Origin of the sequence: Solwaraspora sp. WMMB762 (assembly GCF_049179115.1) — a bacterium.
Lineage (GTDB): Bacteria > Actinomycetota > Actinomycetes > Mycobacteriales > Micromonosporaceae > Micromonospora_E.
The window spans coordinates 5,132,549-5,148,502 of the sequence record NZ_JBMHMD010000001.1; the positions used below are offsets into that span (position 1 = coordinate 5,132,549).

At 70.1% G+C, this 15,954-nt stretch carries 19 protein-coding genes, 2 pseudogenes and 1 riboswitch; of the genes and pseudogenes, 13 read left to right on the plus strand and 8 right to left on the minus strand.

Annotation, left to right across the window (positions count from 1 at the left end):
- Positions 1-133 precede the first annotated feature (133 nt).
- Entirely contained in the window at positions 134-706 is a 573-nt protein-coding gene (locus tag ACN27J_RS22905; RefSeq protein WP_421369397.1) for a DUF4241 domain-containing protein, read from the plus strand.
- A gap of 471 nt (positions 707-1,177) precedes the next feature.
- On the opposite strand, the gene ACN27J_RS22910 is transcribed toward ACN27J_RS22905, so the two are convergent.
- Positions 1,178-1,435, minus strand: a complete 258-nt coding sequence (locus tag ACN27J_RS22910) for a GyrI-like domain-containing protein (protein WP_421369399.1) — start codon at positions 1,433-1,435, stop codon at positions 1,178-1,180.
- Positions 1,436-1,497: 62 nt separating this feature from the next.
- On the opposite strand from ACN27J_RS22910, the gene ACN27J_RS22915 reads away from it, so the two are divergent.
- Positions 1,498-2,331, plus strand: a complete 834-nt coding sequence (locus ACN27J_RS22915) for a phytanoyl-CoA dioxygenase family protein (RefSeq protein WP_421369401.1) — start codon at positions 1,498-1,500, stop codon at positions 2,329-2,331.
- Positions 2,332-2,429: 98 nt separating this feature from the next.
- Complete coding sequence (locus ACN27J_RS22920; protein WP_421369403.1) at positions 2,430-3,326, plus strand: TrmH family RNA methyltransferase; 897 nt, start codon at positions 2,430-2,432, stop codon at positions 3,324-3,326.
- 524 nt (positions 3,327-3,850) lie between these two features.
- Here ACN27J_RS22920 and ACN27J_RS22925 read toward each other — a convergent pair.
- Both ACN27J_RS22925 and ACN27J_RS22930 read right to left on the minus strand, forming a co-directional pair.
- A complete protein-coding gene (locus ACN27J_RS22925; protein ID WP_421369404.1) occupies positions 3,851-4,039 on the minus strand; it encodes a DUF397 domain-containing protein in 189 nt (62 codons plus the stop codon).
- Positions 4,036-4,818 (minus strand): helix-turn-helix domain-containing protein, encoded by a 783-nt coding sequence (locus ACN27J_RS22930; protein ID WP_421369406.1) that lies wholly within the window; start codon positions 4,816-4,818, stop codon positions 4,036-4,038. Before ACN27J_RS22930 ends, ACN27J_RS22925 begins: the two co-directional genes overlap by 4 nt.
- A gap of 127 nt (positions 4,819-4,945) precedes the next feature.
- On the opposite strand from ACN27J_RS22930, the gene ACN27J_RS22935 reads away from it, so the two are divergent.
- From ACN27J_RS22935 to ACN27J_RS22950, 4 genes and pseudogenes are all read left to right on the plus strand, one after another.
- Positions 4,946-5,257 (plus strand): hypothetical protein, encoded by a 312-nt coding sequence (locus ACN27J_RS22935; RefSeq protein ID WP_421369408.1) that lies wholly within the window; start codon positions 4,946-4,948, stop codon positions 5,255-5,257.
- A gap of 4 nt (positions 5,258-5,261) precedes the next feature.
- A complete protein-coding gene (locus ACN27J_RS22940; RefSeq protein ID WP_421369409.1) occupies positions 5,262-5,513 on the plus strand; it encodes a hypothetical protein in 252 nt (83 codons plus the stop codon).
- 51 nt (positions 5,514-5,564) lie between these two features.
- Complete coding sequence (locus tag ACN27J_RS22945; protein WP_421369411.1) at positions 5,565-5,888, plus strand: DivIVA domain-containing protein; 324 nt, start codon at positions 5,565-5,567, stop codon at positions 5,886-5,888.
- 70 nt (positions 5,889-5,958) lie between these two features.
- A pseudogene (locus ACN27J_RS22950) lies at positions 5,959-6,498 on the plus strand (hypothetical protein); the annotation flags it as partial.
- Between the two features lie 151 nt (positions 6,499-6,649).
- Here ACN27J_RS22950 and ACN27J_RS22955 read toward each other — a convergent pair.
- The 3 genes from ACN27J_RS22955 to ACN27J_RS22965 all read right to left on the minus strand — a co-directional run bounded on the left by ACN27J_RS22955 (position 6,650) and on the right by ACN27J_RS22965 (position 7,842).
- A complete protein-coding gene (locus ACN27J_RS22955; protein ID WP_421369413.1) occupies positions 6,650-6,907 on the minus strand; it encodes a hypothetical protein in 258 nt (85 codons plus the stop codon).
- 241 nt (positions 6,908-7,148) lie between these two features.
- Positions 7,149-7,592: a type II toxin-antitoxin system VapC family toxin gene (locus ACN27J_RS22960; protein ID WP_421369414.1), complete on the minus strand. Its 444-nt coding sequence runs from the start codon at positions 7,590-7,592 to the stop codon at positions 7,149-7,151.
- A gap of 10 nt (positions 7,593-7,602) precedes the next feature.
- The gene (locus tag ACN27J_RS22965; protein WP_421369416.1) at positions 7,603-7,842 is read right to left on the minus strand and encodes an AbrB/MazE/SpoVT family DNA-binding domain-containing protein; all 240 of its coding nucleotides are present in this window, start codon (positions 7,840-7,842) and stop codon (positions 7,603-7,605) included.
- 195 nt (positions 7,843-8,037) lie between these two features.
- Here ACN27J_RS22965 and ACN27J_RS22970 point away from each other — a divergent pair, with 195 nt between their 5' ends.
- Together ACN27J_RS22970 and ACN27J_RS22975 are read left to right on the plus strand one after the other, a co-directional pair.
- Positions 8,038-8,817, plus strand: a complete 780-nt coding sequence (locus ACN27J_RS22970; RefSeq protein WP_421369418.1) for a hypothetical protein — start codon at positions 8,038-8,040, stop codon at positions 8,815-8,817.
- Positions 8,814-9,179: a GntR family transcriptional regulator gene (locus ACN27J_RS22975; RefSeq protein WP_421369419.1), complete on the plus strand. Its 366-nt coding sequence runs from the start codon at positions 8,814-8,816 to the stop codon at positions 9,177-9,179. The genes ACN27J_RS22970 and ACN27J_RS22975 overlap by 4 nt, the downstream gene beginning before the upstream one ends.
- A gap of 1 nt (position 9,180) precedes the next feature.
- Here ACN27J_RS22975 and ACN27J_RS22980 read toward each other — a convergent pair whose 3' ends face one another.
- Positions 9,181-9,606 (minus strand): DUF2809 domain-containing protein, encoded by a 426-nt coding sequence (locus ACN27J_RS22980; RefSeq protein WP_421369421.1) that lies wholly within the window; start codon positions 9,604-9,606, stop codon positions 9,181-9,183.
- A gap of 34 nt (positions 9,607-9,640) precedes the next feature.
- The gene (locus ACN27J_RS22985; RefSeq protein ID WP_421369422.1) at positions 9,641-10,432 is read right to left on the minus strand and encodes a phosphotransferase family protein; all 792 of its coding nucleotides are present in this window, start codon (positions 10,430-10,432) and stop codon (positions 9,641-9,643) included.
- A gap of 367 nt (positions 10,433-10,799) precedes the next feature.
- Here ACN27J_RS22985 and ACN27J_RS22990 point away from each other — a divergent pair, with 367 nt between their 5' ends.
- The 4 genes and pseudogenes from ACN27J_RS22990 to ACN27J_RS23005 all read left to right on the plus strand — a co-directional run.
- Positions 10,800-12,698 (plus strand): M14 family zinc carboxypeptidase, encoded by a 1,899-nt coding sequence (locus tag ACN27J_RS22990; protein WP_421369424.1) that lies wholly within the window; start codon positions 10,800-10,802, stop codon positions 12,696-12,698.
- A gap of 143 nt (positions 12,699-12,841) precedes the next feature.
- Positions 12,842-12,906, plus strand: a riboswitch (cobalamin riboswitch).
- A gap of 123 nt (positions 12,907-13,029) precedes the next feature.
- Positions 13,030-13,998 (plus strand): ABC transporter substrate-binding protein, encoded by a 969-nt coding sequence (locus ACN27J_RS22995; RefSeq protein ID WP_421369426.1) that lies wholly within the window; start codon positions 13,030-13,032, stop codon positions 13,996-13,998.
- Position 13,999: 1 nt separating this feature from the next.
- Positions 14,000-15,070 carry a FecCD family ABC transporter permease gene (locus ACN27J_RS23000; RefSeq protein ID WP_421369428.1) on the plus strand — a complete coding sequence of 357 codons (1,071 nt, stop codon included), beginning with the start codon at positions 14,000-14,002 and terminating at the stop codon, positions 15,068-15,070.
- Positions 15,071-15,156: 86 nt separating this feature from the next.
- A pseudogene (locus ACN27J_RS23005) lies at positions 15,157-15,927 on the plus strand (ABC transporter ATP-binding protein); the annotation flags it as partial.
- Positions 15,928-15,954 lie beyond the last annotated feature (27 nt).

Here is a 15,954-nt window from a genome sequence, read left to right on the forward strand (position 1 = left end):
CGTGGCCCGCCGAGCCCGTACCTCAGCTCCGATTGCGGGTGTACGGCGACGGTGGTACGCATCTCGGCCAAATGCGCGAGCATGAGCTGCTTGCCGTCCCTCCGCGTCAGCCGACCACCCCGGGAATTCCGCCATGACTTACGACTTCGACGGGCTGCTCGCCGCAGCGACGACCCTCACCGCCGACGTGCGGCTGCGGCTGCCAAGCGGAAGATTGGTCGCCGCCGAACCGCCTGGGCTCTTCCCCGCCGGCGAAGTCGCCCGCTGGGCGTTCACCCAGACCGTGTCACCCGGCGAGTACGCCGTCGAGATCCTGACCGAGGACGACGTGGTGCTGGGTGCCCGGGTCGTCGTACGTCCCGAGCCGGTCAGCCAGTGGCTGCCCGCCCAGCGCAACGGAGAGGATTACATCTATCCGGTCGACGGCGCCACCGGGGGGTTCGGCTCGGTCGAGGTCTTCGAGGCGTTGACCGACGACGAGGCCCGCGAGGAACTGATAGCGGACCTCTCCTTCGACGCGGACGAGCCCTACAGCATCTACCACCACGAGGCTACCGGCACCAACCTCATCGCCATCCACCTCGGCGCTGACGGTCGGTACCGGAGCTGGGTCGGGTACACCGCCGGCGGCGAGGTTGCCTGCTTCCTCACCGACTTCGGCGACCTGGAAGCCCGGATCGGCGAGTCGCCGGAGCCTTTCCAGTAGGAGATTTTGGAGCCAGTGCTACGTTCCGGCCCGACCAGGCAACGGCGAACGCTTCGCGGCATGAGCGGATTTCGCTGTACCGCCCCGACACCTCAACCGCCGGAGCGGCGCGTGGCGGCAGGTTCAGATTCGGACGCCGCGATCGGCGACGCTGCTTCGAGTGGAGGGATCAGGCACGTTATTCGCGCGAATAACGTGCCTGAGCCCTCCACTCGGCGGCGGACCGAGACTCGACGGACCGAGGTGTGCGCTTCTCGGCACGTCCGGACGACAGCCGGGCAGCTCGGCGTAACGCTGGGCAGCGTGCCGATTGCGGCAGGTCAGGGGATCTGTGGACCGAGGGGACTTTTGAACCCCTGGTGGGCAGGGCACGCCAGTGGCCCCACGCACCTTCGAGTCGTCCGTTGGTGCCCGGCGTACAACTCGGCCGCCGGCCGGACCCCTGATGTTGTCTGGATGCTCGCCAGATCGTTACGCCGGTTCGACGGGCAGCCAGAGTTCACAGGTCGCGGTGCTGAAGTCGTTCGTAGGCTCATGCACGGGATGCGGCCCCTTGGTCCGAATGACCACCCATCTGCCAGCCGGAACTTCGATGATGTCGAGACCGCCGGGGACCGGCGTACCCGGGGACACGGTGACCCCGTGAAGGTAGGTCAGCGCGGTGCCCTCGGCGTAGTCGGGGTCAAGGACGTCGCTCGTCAACCTTGGTTGCAGCGCGCCGGTAGGCACCCTACAGAATCGGCGCGGAAAGTGTCGGGTGGTCGAGACGGTGCCGCCGCACGATGGTGGGCATGGATGACACGACGTTGGTGTCTCGCTTTCTTCGCGACGGCTTCGTGAAGCTGGAGGGCGCCGTCGCGCCGCGCGTGGCAGCGGACTGCGCGCGGCTGCTGTGGCGGGAGACGGGCTGCGATCCGGACGACTCAGCGACGTGGACGCAGCCCGTGCACTGGGTGCCCGGCATGGCGCAGGGGCCGTTTGCCGCCGCTCCCAACTCCCCGTTCCTCCATCACGCGTACGACCTGCTCGTCGGTGCGGGACGCTGGGAGCCCCGCTACTCGCTGGGCACGTTCCCGCTGCGCTTCCCGCACGAAGAGGAGCCGGACGACGCGGGCTGGCATATCGAGGGCAGCTATCTGCCGGAGGGCGAGAGCTGGTACTTCACCAATGTGCGCTCCCGGGGCAGGGCGCTGCTGATGCTGTTCCTGTTCAGTGAGGTCGGTGAAAAGGACGCCCCGACCCGGATCCGGGTCGGCTCCCACCTCGACGTACCGAAGGTGCTGGAGACGTACGGGGAGGATGGAGCGAGTGGACTGGCCCTTGCGCCCGACCTGGTGGCGGCGTCCGAGCACCGGCCGCTCGCCCTCGCCACCGGCTCTCCGGGCGATGTCTTCCTGTGCCACCCATTCCTGGTACACGCGGCGCAACCGCACCACGGAACGCGGCCCCGCTTCATGGCCCAACCGCCGCTGATGCCAGCCGCACCGTACGAACTGGAGCGGGCCGACTGCGCATATTCACCTGTAGAGATCACGATCCGTCGAGGTCTCGGGCAGGATGCCCTCGGTCCGGACGGGGACGGCACCGACCGCGGCGCCGGGGCGACTTGCTCCGTCCGTTCCTGAATGCCTGGCCGAGGGTCTTTTCGGAACATCGGGGAGCCAGAGGCCGGTGAAGTGTGGCAGGCAGGGCAGGGCCGGCTAAGTGCGTCGGAGGCGGGGTTTTGGCAGTGGTTCTGCGAGTGAGTGCGCGCAATGCCCGGTTCCAGCAGTGGAAAGCTCTCCTCGGGAATCGGACCAAGCGGCAGCGACGTGGCGAGTTCCTGGTGCAGGGCGTGCGCCCGATCACCATGGCCGTCGAACACGGCTGGCAGATCCGGGAGCTGCTCTACGACACCAGCGCTCAGCTGTCTGGCTGGGCACGCGAGGTCCTGGACACAGTCCGGGCCGAGAAATGTGCCGTCTCGCGTGAACTGATGCACGAACTGGGAGGCAAGGCAGACAAGGTTCCAGAGCTGCTGGCCGTGGTCGCACTGCCGGAGGACAACCTGCGCCGTATCCCGATCGGTCCGACCATGCTCACCGTTGTGTTCGATCGGCCCACCAGCCCCGGCAATATCGGGACCCTCGTTCGGTCGGCGGACGCCTTCGGCGCCGGCGGCGTCATCGTCACCGGTCACGCCGCCGACGTGTACGACCCGAAGGCGGTTCGCGCGAGTACCGGCTCGCTGTTCGCCTTGCCGGTAGTTCGGGTGCCCTCCCACCAGGCCGTTCTGTCCTGGGTCGCTGACGTCCGTGCCGGCGGCATCGGAATGAGCATCATGGGAACCGATGAGCGCGGCATTCTGGACGCCGCCGAGTACGACTTCACGCAACCCACCCTGGCGTTGATCGGCAACGAGACCACCGGCCTCAGCTCCGGCTGGCGCGAGGCATGCGACCAGCTCGTCCGGATCCCAATGCTCGGGTCCGCCAGCTCTCTGAACGCGGCGACCGCCGCGACTGTCATGCTGTACGAATCGGCACGCCAGCGGGCCGCCGTCGCCAGCGGTAGGGTCCTGATCGCAGAACGCTACGGAGCTGCCGGCGGCGCTCGGCCGACGCGGATCTCGCTGCCCTGACCACGGGCGATGTCACGTCCCTTGCTCGCACTTCCATCGGCAAGTCCGAGAAGTCGCAACCTGGCGCTCCGTCATCCACGGTGACGATCGGTTTGCGGCATGAGCGGATTTCGCTGTACCGCCCCGACACCTCAACCGCCGAAGCGGCCGCGGCGGCAGGTTCAGATCCGGACGCCGCGATCGGCGACACTGCTTCGAGTGGAGGGATCAGGCACGTTATTCGCGCAAATAACGTGCCTGAGCCCTCCACTCGGCGGCGGACCGAGACTCGACGAACCGAGGTGCGCGCTTCTCGGCATGAGCGCGCGTTGGTACCCACCCGATCCGGGAACAGCTGATGCGTTCCTGGAGGCTCGGCCGGTCGCCGGTCCAAGCTGTACGGACTCTCGGCGGCGAGTACGGCCGCTCGGACGTGCTGAGGGCCGACGCCCTGCACGTCGAGTGGCGGATACATCCGGCGGATAGGTCAGCGCTGATGCGCGCCGGTTCTGCATCCTCCTCCAAGAGGGCCGGTGTCGGGTTGGTCAGGGTCGGGTGGTGGCGGCCTGGTTGACGAAGGTTGACCAGGCGGTTGGGGTGAAGGTGAGGGTGCCGCCGGTGCGGTTTTTGCTGTCGCGGACCAGCACCTGGCCGGGCAGGTTGTCGGCGACCTCGACACAGTTGCCGCCGTTGCTGTTGCTGCGGCTGGCGGTGCGCCACGCTGGCTCGGTCATAGCTCCTCTGCCATTCTCGCGATCAGGTCCCGGGACATGTCTTGGGGCAATGCCACCGAGCGTATCGCCTCCCAGGCGTTGATGAAGGCGGCGACCTTGGCCGGCTCCTCGTAGGTGCGGCCGTCCACCGGGTTCTCCGCATAGGCCACCGTCGCCCCGCCCGGCAGCGTGGCCAGCGCGAAATTGCCCAGCTGGCCGATGTAGAGCCCGGCGTCGGCCGGCACCACGTGCAGCAGCACCCGGTCGCGCCGCGACATCTCCACCAGGTGCAGCAGCTGCTCCTTCATCATCACCGGGTCGCCCCGCCGTAGCGCGGCCTCGTCGACGATGAACGAGGTGACCGGCGGCGTCTTGCGGTCGAAGACGGTCACCTGGCGAGCCAGCCGGTGCGCCAGCCGCTGCTCGGCCACCTCCGGCGGAAGCAGGCCGACGGCGAGCACCGCGCGGGCGTACGCCTCGGTCTGCAACAGCCCGGGGACGTAGGTCGACTCGTACCCGCGCAGCATCTCGGCCTGGGCCTCGTACTCCGGCCACGGCTGAAACCAGTCCGGCGGCACGGCGTTGCGGGCGTCTGCGGCGGTCTCCTGCACCAGGGTGCCGCTGCCGAAGACATCGTCGATCTGCTCGGCGGTGTCCGGCAGGGGGATCTGCCGGGCCGTCTCGAACTTGGCGATAAGCGAGGTGGAGACGCTCAGCCGCTGCGCCAACTGCTCCTGGGTCATGCCTCCGTTGAGGGTGCGGAGGAACTTGAGAGTGCGGGGAACCCCGTTGCTGCTCACGAATTACCGGTCCTTCCCGATTCAAGATCGAAGTTTCGGAACGGGTTCTGTTGGTGGGAATCCTTCCACTGCTGGCGCTGCGGGTCCAGGGTGGATCTGCTGACAGCAAAAGATCGGGAGGGATTCGATGATCAATAAGGTGATGGTCGCCGGGGCGGACCCGGACGACGATCCGGTGTTGCGGCACGCCCGGGAGACCGCTGAGAAGCACCTGCCGAGGCGGATCGGCGAATGCCCGACGTGCGGATCGGTCGCGTTCTGCGCACCGTTCACCATGGCCCTGGCGGTCCTCGACCGGCGGGACGTGCCGCGAGCACGGCGGATTCGGACCGTCCTCACCGTCGCCGGCTTGTCGCCGCCGGAGTTCCCGCACCCGCCGGAGAGCAGCGACGACGGCCGGAGCGGCAACGGCAGCGGGTGGTGTGAAATTGTCCGGTGAACCGTTGATCAAGGTCGGCGACGTGCTGCGTCTGCGCGCCGAAGACTGGGCATTCGGCAACAGTCCGGTGGCGATTCGGGTGTCCCATCTGCGGCACGGTCACGACATTCCACACGTGACCATGATCGCGGTGATGGGCACCTTCGTCAGCGGCCCCCGCGCCGGCCAGATGATGCTGCTGTCGGTGTTCAAACACGCATTGCGGCGGCCCGGCGTCGTCGAGCGCGACGGCCGTACCCCCGAATCTCGCTCCTGACCAGAAACGCCCTGACAGCGATCCCGTCGAAATGCGAAAGGCGGTTCCACCGTGCGCAGGCTTCTCCACCTCGTCCTGTTTCCCCGGCGTACCCGGCGGCAGTCCCGGCCGCACACCCGCAACGCCGGTGCCCGCCACTACCGTGGCGCGGTCCGGCCGTCGATCAGCCCAGGGCTGGTCCGTGACCGTCAGTTCCTGGACCGTACCCGGCGCGGTCTCGACCCGGCCGAGGTACGCGCCTTTCTGCACCTGGTCGCCGACGAGTTGGCCGCAGTGCGGGCCGAGCTGGCGATGACCCGCGACGAGAACGTACGGATCAAGCAGGCGCTGCGGGACTGGCAGTCGCGGCAGTTCCAGGCCCGGATGCCGGTGTAGGCCGTCGGCTCGTGACCACGAAGGGAGCCATGATGGTCCACCGCACCGGGGCAAGGGTCGGAGCCGGGATCGCCGCTGGGACCGGGACCGCCGGTTGGGCCTGGCCGCCGCGCTGCTGGTGGACCTGGTCGACGCCGGGGCGCTGCGGGTGCGCGACAGCCGGCTCTGGCTGGCGGCGCGGCACGTGCCGGTGGACGCGCTCGGCGGCTGGATCCTGCGTTGGATGGCCGCCGAGTCGGGGTACCGGCGGGTGGGTACCTGGTTGGCGCTGCTGGCGCCCCGGCGCTCATCAGCAGGTCGCGGGGCGGCTGGTCGCGGCGGGTGTGGTGCGGCCCCGGACGGTACGCCGTCTGCTGACCACCGCCGTGCGCCACGTGCCGACCGCCGCGAACCGGGCCGCTCACCATCGCCCGGAACCGTCTCGACGGCGCATCCCACCGACGCCGGGGACCAGGCCGGCGCTGAGGGTCAGGCCGGCGCTGAGGGTCAGGCCGGCGCCGCCGATCACCGCGATCCCGACGACGCCTTACGGAACGCGCCGCCCGACGTACGCAGTGTCGCGTCTCGGGCGGGGGTGTCGGTCGAGCGTGATGCCGGAGATGCATCATGATGCACCTGTGGCATCAAGCTCTCGGGCACCTTGGTTTTCCGGGACCGGGCATCGCAGGCGTCTCGGCGTCGTCGAACGCGACGGTCGACCGGCACGCCACCTACGGACGTGCCCTGACCTGCCCCGGTGGAGCCTCCCCAGGAGCCACCCGCTAGTCGAACGTCCAGAAGAAGTAGTAGACGGTGGGCGGGTTGCCGTACGCGCGGTACTGGCAGAGGTAGGAACTCCACAGGTCGTTCTGGATCCCGTAGTTGCCGTACCAGTGGCAGAAATTCAGATCACTGTAGACGTTGCGGAGCGTGCCGCCCGGCGGGTCCGGGTAGTCCGCCGATGCTGGGGCGGCGGTGGTCGCGAACAGGCCGGCCATGGCGATCATGAACGCCACCAGCAGTGTGGTCAGTCTTCGCATGCATCCTCCCATAGGGTCGGGGCACTCGCCGATCTTCCGCGTGTCTCCAGACATAACGAGATCGACGCCCAGCGATGCCATCATTTCATCGTCGGTGGTCTGGGGGAAGGCCTGAGCGCCGCAGGCCTCGGCCGGTGGCGGGCCCGTCAGCGGTGACTGACGCGGCCTCGCTGCCGCCGAGCGGTCGCCGACCGGGGCGTCCACGTCACCAGCTCGCGGACAGTGAGCGGCATGACCTCGGCTATGCCTGCGACGAGTCGGGGGCGACCACGGCCAGCCTGGGGAAGTAGCTGCGGTACCGGGCGGAGTCCCGGGTGAGGAGCTGATAGCCGCATACTGCCGCATGGGCGCCGATGTAGAAGTCGGCGATCGGCGAGCTCTTGGTGCCACCTTGCCTGCGGTACTTGACATATGCCTTCCCTGCCAGGAAACCCGCAGGGTAAGGCGGTTGTTCGCGGAGAAAATCCGATGCCGGGACGACCTCGTCCAGATCCTCGATGCGGTCGAACCGTACCGAGATCTCGGCGTACACGATCGGGTTGATCACGAGCACGCCTGCGTCGCGGGACGCGGCGAGCGCCGAACTCGACCACTGTGACCACGTCGGATCCTCGGTGAGGATGTCGAGCAGGACGTTGGAGTCGACCAGCGTGACGGTCCCGTCCGAATGCCTCTCGGGCACCACGCGGAGCCGCTCATTCGCCACGGAGCAACTCCATGAGCTGGTCCGTGGTCATGCCCTCCGTCTCGCGTGCGGTGCCCTGCCCGCGCAGATGCCGCACAAGCCGTTGTCCTCTGGAGAGGGCACCGTCGACCCGCACGATTCGCAGCGCGTCGCCCTCCTCGACAACCTCGATCTCGTCGCCTTCATGCAGGCCGTGTTTGGCGCGCAGCGGCGCAGGGATGGTCACCTGACCCTTGCTGTTCAGCTTCACCGTGCCTCCAGCGTGTCACGTATTACTTGTACTACGTAATACTAGCGGTGGTTTCAGGGCTGCGAGGGGTTTCTCCCCTCCCCTGGGTTCCAGTCGCAGGGCGGGGGCCGAGGCCAACGCCTCACTGGCTTGACTTTGTCGCATGCTATGACTCATGGTTGTAAGACAAAGATTGCGACTATTGAGGTGGTGGCGATGCGTCAGGCAGAGCACAGCGAGACCAGGCAGTGGCTGGACCAGCACGGTCTGACCGACACCGAGCCGACCCCGCTGCTGGCGACCCGGCTTGCCGTACGACGGCGGGCCAAGCTCGCCGGCGACATGCTGCTGGCCGCGTTCCTGATCGGCGCGGCGCTCACCCACACGTTGAGCCGGCTCACCGACGCCGCGTACTCCTGGTTGTCGTTGCTGCTGCTCACCGCGCTGGTGGTCGGTCTGCTGGCGGCGCAGTGGCTGCTCCGCCAGTGGGTCCGCCGCGTCGACCGGCGGGCCGGCGCGCAACTGCCCCGGCGGGTGGCCCACCCGGTCGGGTTCGGCTGGCCGGCGGTGCTCGGCCGGCCGTACGCCGTCTTCACGGTCGCCGCCTACACCGGCGCGCTGGCGCTCGCGGTGAGCGTACTGCCGGTTTCCGACCCGGTCCTGCGGGCCGGAGCCGCCGTCGTGTTGATCGGGCTCGTCGGTGCCGGAGCCGGCATCGTCATGCAGCTGCGTCAGGTGCTGACCAGCCCGGCCGTCGCCGAGGACGAGGCCTCACTCACCGCCGACGTCATCATGCGGGTCGAGGACGCCCGAGCCCTCGTCACCCCAAGCCTGGTCTGGTCGCTGCCGGCCATTTTCCTGTACGGCGAGTCGCTGGGCTGGTGGAACGCGGTCGCGATCGGACTCGTCCTGGCCGGAGTCGTCGCGTTCGGTCTGGTCCAGACCCGGACCATGGCTGTCGGGGCGACCGCACGGCAGGCCATTATCGTCCGATGATCGTCATCGACGCCGCCTCGCCGACGCCGCCGTACGAGCAGCTCCGGGCCCAGCTCGCCCGGCAGATCCAGGACCGGTCGCTGACCGTCGGCACCCGGCTGCCGACGGTCCGCCGGCTCGCCGCCGACCTCGGCCTGGCCGTGAACACCGTCGGCCGGGCGTACCGGGAGCTGGAGGAGGCCGGGCTGATCGAGACCCGTGGGCGGGCCGGCTCGTTCGTCACAGCCGCCGGCGATCAGGCTCTCGAACAGGCCCACCGCGCCGCCCGCGACTACGCGACGATCATCACCAGGGGCGGCATCGACCCCGCCGAGGCGATCCGGATCGTCCAGGCGGCCCTGGGTCAACCGGCCACACCGTGACTCACCGGCCAGGGTGGCGCAGTCGCCAGCGATCGACGCCCACATGCAGCAGCACCAACGGCAGTACGCCCACCACGTACCAGGCCAGGTCGGTGGGGTCGAAATGGGCGCCCAGGACCAGCCGTGCCAGCAGACTGCGCTCGGACAGCTCCGCCGGTACGCCGGTCAGCTGCAGCAGCTCGACGAGCCAGCAGAAGGCGACGGCGACCGTCCCGGCCACGATCGGCCCGGCAGCCGGTGTCAGGACGAACACGCCGGCGTAGACCATCGACGCGTACAGGGCGGTGCCGGAGTACTGCTGCAGCGCACCGGAACTGTCCAGCACGCCGTCCCCACCGGCGAGCACCCGGATGCCGAGCGCCACGGCGAGGAACCCGGCGGCGGCTGCCAGACCCGCCAGCCGTACCCGCCACCTGAGACCTGTCACGGTGGCCGACCCTACAGTTCACCGGCCTTGTCGGTCACCGGCCGGTCGGCGGGGTCCCTGCGGATCTCAGTACGTCGATCTCGCAGCCCGGCGAGGCCGGGTCGAAGCCGTGCCCGACCAGCCAACGGATCGTCAGCAGACTGCGCACCGACCACCAGGCGCGGATCACGTCGAGGTCGACGTCGGTGCCGTAGCCGGCGAGGAGGTCACCAAGGCGTTCCCGGTGCCCCAACGTCAAGGTGGCGAGGTCGAACAGGGCGTCACCCCGGCCCGCCTCGGACCAGTCGAGCACGCCGGTGACCTCGTCGCCGTCGACGAAGACGTGGGCGACCTGCAGGTCGCCGTGCGTGAAGACCGGTGTCCACGGCCGCAGCGCGGCCTCGGCGGTCCGGCGGTTGCGCAGGACGAGGTCGGCGGGGAGCACTCTGGTCGCGATGAGCCACTCGCACTCGCCGTCGAGTTGCGAAGCCAACTCGTCGGGACTGCGACCGGGCCACGGTGGCAGCGGCGCGTCGTGCAGCATCCGTACGGCGGCACCCGTCGCGGCCCAGGCCGCCGACGGCGTCGCCGACGGCTCGCCGAGCCGGCCGAGCGCCGTCCCGGCCAGGGCCGCGAGCGCGAGTACGGGCGGTCTACGCCACAGCACCTGCGGAGTCGGCACCGGTGCTCTCGCCATCGCCTCGACCTCGACCTCGGTGCGTGTCTGATCGGCATCGATTTTCAGGAACACGTCGCCGACGCGCAGGGTCGCGCGCTCGTGATGGGCGACGACGACCTCGACCTGCGCCACGTTGGCCATCATCGGGCGGCCGGCAGACAGCGTCATCCGGTTTACCCGGCCCGTCTCCGACGCGCAGGCGAGATCCAAGATCATGTGAGCGCTATGGACCTCACAAGCGCCAGGAGACGTCCATGGCGCTCACATGATCTTGAGCGGAGGGCGCGCCGTCGGTCGCGGGTGGCGGCGTCCGCGTGGTACGCGCGGCGCGGCGGATCGAGGAGTCCCTGGTAGCTGAGATCCGTCAAGGCCAGTGTCATCGTCCCGCCCGCATGGTGTCCGGTACGCGAAGTATCCGCGTCGTGTGATGATCAGCTTGGCATGGAACTGAGCGTAATAGATATTGATATGACCATGTGACAGATGGTGCAGTTGTGCTCACCAGCGGAGTCCTCCCCACCCCCAGGAGGTCTAGATGCGATTCCGCGCACCAACTGCCAACGCCGGCTCGTGGCGCAGGACCACCGTCCTCGCCGTCGCGACCGTCGTCGGCCTGTTCGCCGTCGTGACCGGCCCAGTGTCGGCCGATCCCAAGCCCAGCGGTGCCGACCGGGAGTCGATCGCCGGCCCGTACCGGGTCCTTGGACCGAAGACCTTCGCCGACCGCGACGCGGTGGCCGGGACCGGCGCCGCGATCGACTACATCGAACACGGCATCCTCAACATCACCGCGACCCGGGCCGAGGTCAGCGCGATCCAGGCGCTCGGCTTCGACGTCGAAGCGGTCCGCGCCCCGGTCCGGGGCACCGGCGACGTGGGCACCCTGGACTTCCCGCCGTCCGACTCGGCTTACCACAACTACGCCGAGCTGACCACGGTGGTCAACCAGGTGGTCTCCAGCCACTCGAACATCGCCCGGAAGATCAGCATCGGGACCTCGTACGAGGGCCGCGACCTGATGGCGGTCAAGATCTCCGACAACGTCGCCACCGACGAGGACGAGCCGGAGATCCTGTTCAACTCGCAGCAGCACGCCCGCGAGCACCTCACCGTCGAGATGGCGGTCTACCTGCTGAACCTGTTCACCGACGGCTACGGCAGCGACTCGCGGATCACCAACATCGTCAACACCCGCGAGATCTGGATCGTGCCGACCGTCAACCCGGACGGCAGCGAGTACGACATCGCCACCGGCTCGTACCGGTCCTGGCGCAAGAACCGGCAGCCGAACAGCGGTGCGCTCGCCGTCGGCACCGACCTGAACCGCAACTGGGACTACCGGTGGGGCTGCTGCGGCGGGTCCTCCGGCTCCCCGTCGTCGTCGACCTACCGTGGCCCGTACGCCTTCTCTGCCCCGGAGACCCAGGCGCTGCGCGACTTCGTCGACAGCCGGGTCGTCGGCGGTGAGCAGCAGATCAAGGCCAACATCGACTTCCACAGCTACTCGGAGCTGGTGCTCTGGCCGTTCGGCTGGACCACCGCCAACACGCCCTCCGGGATGACCACCGACCAGTACAACACCTTCGCCACCCTCGGTGGACAGATGGCGGCGACCAACGGCTACACCCCGGAACAGGCCTCCGATCTGTACATCACCGACGGCAGCAGCATCGACTGGATGTGGGGGGAGCACGGCATCTGGGCGTACACGTTCGAGATGTACCCCGGCTCGTCCGGCGGCGGCGGCTTCTACCCGCCCGACGAGGTGATCCCCGCCCAGACCGCCCGCAACCGGGAAGCGGTGCTGATGTTCAGCGAGTACGCCGACTGCCCGTACCGGGTGATCGGCAAGGAGTCGCAGTACTGCGACGGTGGTGGCCCGGTCGACCCGCCGGGCAGCACCGTCTGGGCGGACGACTTCGAGTCCGCCACCGGCTGGACGACCGACCCGAGCGGCACCGACACCGCCAGCACCGGGCAGTGGGAGCGCGGCGTCGCGCAGGCCACCAGCTCCGGCGGGGCCCTGCAGCTGACCGCGTACCAGGGCAGCAACAGCCTGGTCACCGGCCGGCTGGCCGGCTCCTCGGCCGGCTCGTACGACATCGACAGCGGGGCGACCAGCGCCCGCTCGCCGGCCGTCGCGTTGCCGTCGAGCGGCACCCTCACCCTGTCGCTCGCCTGGTACCTGGCCCACCTGAACAACTCGTCGTCGGCTGACTACCTGCGGATCAGCGTGGTGCACAGTGGTGGCACGACGACGCTGTTGAACCAGTCCGGCGCGGGGAGCAACCGGTACGGGTCCTGGTCGACCGGCAGCTACAACCTGACCCCGTACGCGGGTCAGACGGTGCGGATCCTGGTCGAGGCGGCGGACGCCTCCACCGCCAGCCTGGTCGAGGCGGCCATCGACGACGTCCGGATCACCAGCTCCTGACGTCACCAGCGGTGCCGGCCCGGCTCGTGCCGGCACGCAGGGCTGCCGTGCGGTGAACATCACCGTACGGCGGCCCTGCGCTGTCGCGGTGTCTGCCGGCCGGCGCCGGTGGGTTACGGTGCTACCGACCGCCCCGCAGCGAAGCCGGTGCGAACCCGGCGCTGTCCCGCAACTGTGATGCCCCGGCCGACGGCCGGGGCTAGCCAGGTCGCCTGCGGCGTGGTCGCGAACCGCGCTCTCGAGGAAGGGCGCCTCGCCACCTGGCCGGGGCCGGAGTCACCACCCCCGACCTGTCGGCGAAGCACCAGCCCTCGACCGACAGGAGGACCAGATGAGCAGATCCCACCCGCTGCGGGCCGCGCTGCTGCGTACCGCCGTGGTCGCCACCGCCGCGGCCCTTGCCCTGACCGGCTGCGGCCAGGCCGGCGACGGCTCCGGCGGGCCTGACGACGCGCAGCCCGGCGTCAGCCCAGAGACCGCCGCCAGCTACCCGGTCACCGTCGGTGACCTGACCCTGGAGGTACGCCCGGAGCGGATCGTCGCACTGTCGCCGACCGCGACCGAGATGCTCTTCGCGATCGGCGCCGGCGACCAGGTGGCCGCCGTCGATGACAACTCCAACTTCCCGGCCGAGGCGCCGACCACTGACCTGTCCGGGTTCACCCCGAACGTCGAGGCGATCGCCGGCTACGAACCCGACCTGGTGGTGCTCTCCGGCGACACCAACGAGGTGGTGGCCGGGCTGACCCGACTGTCGATCCCGGTCTACCTGGCCGGGGCGGCGGTCACTCTGGACGACACGTACCGCCAGATCACCGAACTTGGTGCCCTCACCGGGCACCCGGAGGCGGCGGCCGACCTGGTCGACACCATGCGGTCCGACATCGACAAGCTGGTCGCCGACGTGGCGAGGCCGGCCGAGCCGCTGAGCTACTACTACGAGCTCGATCCCACCCTCTACACGGTGACCAGCGACACCTTCGTCGGCTCACTGTTCACCATGGTCGGGCTGACCAACGTCGCCGACCCGGCGGACCCGTCCGGGGAGGCCGGTGGCTACCCGCAGCTGTCCGCCGAGGCGCTGATCGACGCCGACCCGGACCTGATCTTCCTGGCCGACAGCAAGTGCTGCCAGCAGAACGCGCAGACGGTGGCGCAGCGGGCCGGCTGGTCCACGATCACCGCCGTCCAGGCCGGTCAGGTGGTCGAGCTCGACGACGACGTCGCGTCCCGCTGGGGCCCCCGGGTGGTCGACCTGGTCCGGGCGATCGTCGACGCGGTCGACGCGGCGGCGTCCTGACATGCCCGACGCGGCGGCGACTCGGCGGCGGCCCGGGCTGACCGCCGGCTGGTTCGCCGGTGCGGTGGCCGCCGTCGTGCTGTCGGCCCTGGCCGGGCTGGCGTTCGGCCCGGCCAGTCTGCCGCCGCTGGCGGTCGCCGCCGAACTGCTCAACCTGCTGCCCGGCGTCGACCTGGACAGTGGACTCAACGACCGGCAGGTGGCGATCGTCACCCAGTTGCGGCTGCCCCGGGTGGTGCTGGCGCTGCTGGTCGGCGGCATGCTGGCCCTGGCCGGCGGCTGCTACCAGGGGGTGTTCCGCAACCCGCTGGCCGACCCGCATCTGCTCGGCGTCGCCGCCGGAGCCGGGTTGGCGGTGACCGCGGTCATCGCGCTGCGCCCCGGCACCGGGGTGCTGACCGGGCTGCCGGTGACGGTGCCGCTGGCCGCGTTCGTCGGCGCGCTCGGCGCGGTCGCGTTGACCTACCTGCTCGGTACGGGTGCCGCCGGGCCGGACCGGTCCACCGCGACGCTGATCCTGGCCGGGGTGGCGGTCTCGGCGTTCCTCGCCGCCGGGCAGACCTACCTGCTGCAACGCCACGTCGACACCATCCGGGAGGTGTACTCGTGGCTGCTGGGCCGGCTGGCCACCGACGGCTGGCACGAGGTCCGGCTGGTCCTGCCGTACGCGGTGATCGCCGCCGTGGTGGTGTTGGCGCACCGCCGCGAGTTGGACGTGCTGTCGGTCGGTGACGAGGAGGCGGCCAGCCTCGGCCTGCACCCGCAACGGTCCCGATACCTGCTGCTCGCCGCCGCGTCGCTGGGCACCGCGGCGGCGGTGTCGGTGTCCGGGCTGATCGGTTTCGTCGGGTTGATCGTGCCGCACCTGGTCCGGCTGGTCGCCGGCAGCAGCTACCGGGTGATCCTGCCACTGTCGATGCTGCTCGGCGGCGCGTTCCTGACCGTCACCGACGTGGTGGCCCGGACCGTGGCCGCGCCGGCGGAGATCCCGATCGGTGTGGTCACCGCCTTCTTCGGCGCCCCGTTCTTCGTGCTGGTGCTGCGTACCACCCGCCGGACGGTGGCGCTGTGACCGGGCCGGCGTCCGGGCCCGATCCCGGGCCCGAGACCGGGCCCGCGCTCAAGTCCGCGCCCGCGAGCACTGCCGCCGGCACCCCGGTGGTCGGCCGTGATCTGCGGGTACGCCTCGGCGGCGCGCCGGTGCTGGACGGTGTCGACCTGACCGTGGCCGCCGGCGAGTGGGTGGCGGTGATCGGGCCGAACGGAGCCGGCAAGTCGACCCTGCTGCGGGCGGTCGGCGGGCTGCTGCCGGTCGACGGCGGCCTGGAGCTGTTCGGTACGCCGATCACCCGGCTCGGCCGGCGGGACCGGGCCCGGCTGGTCGCCACCGTCGTACAGTCGCCGGTGGTGCCGGCCGGGATCGCCGTCGCCGACTACGTGCTGCTCGGCCGTACCCCGTACGTCCCGCTGCTGGGCCGGGAGTCGGCGGCCGACCTGGCGGTGGTCGACGACGTGCTGGCCCGGCTCGATCTGACCGGGTTCGCGCACCGGCGGCTGGCCACCCTGTCCGGTGGTGAACGCCAGCGGGTGCTGCTGGCCCGGGCGCTGGCCCAGGGCGCCCCGCTGCTGCTGCTCGACGAGCCGACCAGCGCCCTGGACATCGGCCATCAGCAGGAGGTGCTGGAACTGGTCGACGAGCTGCGCCGGGACCGTGGGCTGACCGTGCTGGCCACCATGCACGACCTGTCGGTGGCCGGCGAGTACGCCGACCGGCTGGTGCTGCTCGCCGCCGGCCGGACGGTGGCCGCCGGCCCGCCGGCCGAGGTGCTCACCGAGGAGAACCTGGCCCGGTACTACCGGGCCCGGGTGCGGGTGCTGCCCGGCGCGCACGGCCCGCTGGTCGTCCCGGTCCGCGACCGGGACGTTCCCGGCACGGACCGGCCCGTTCCCCGTCCA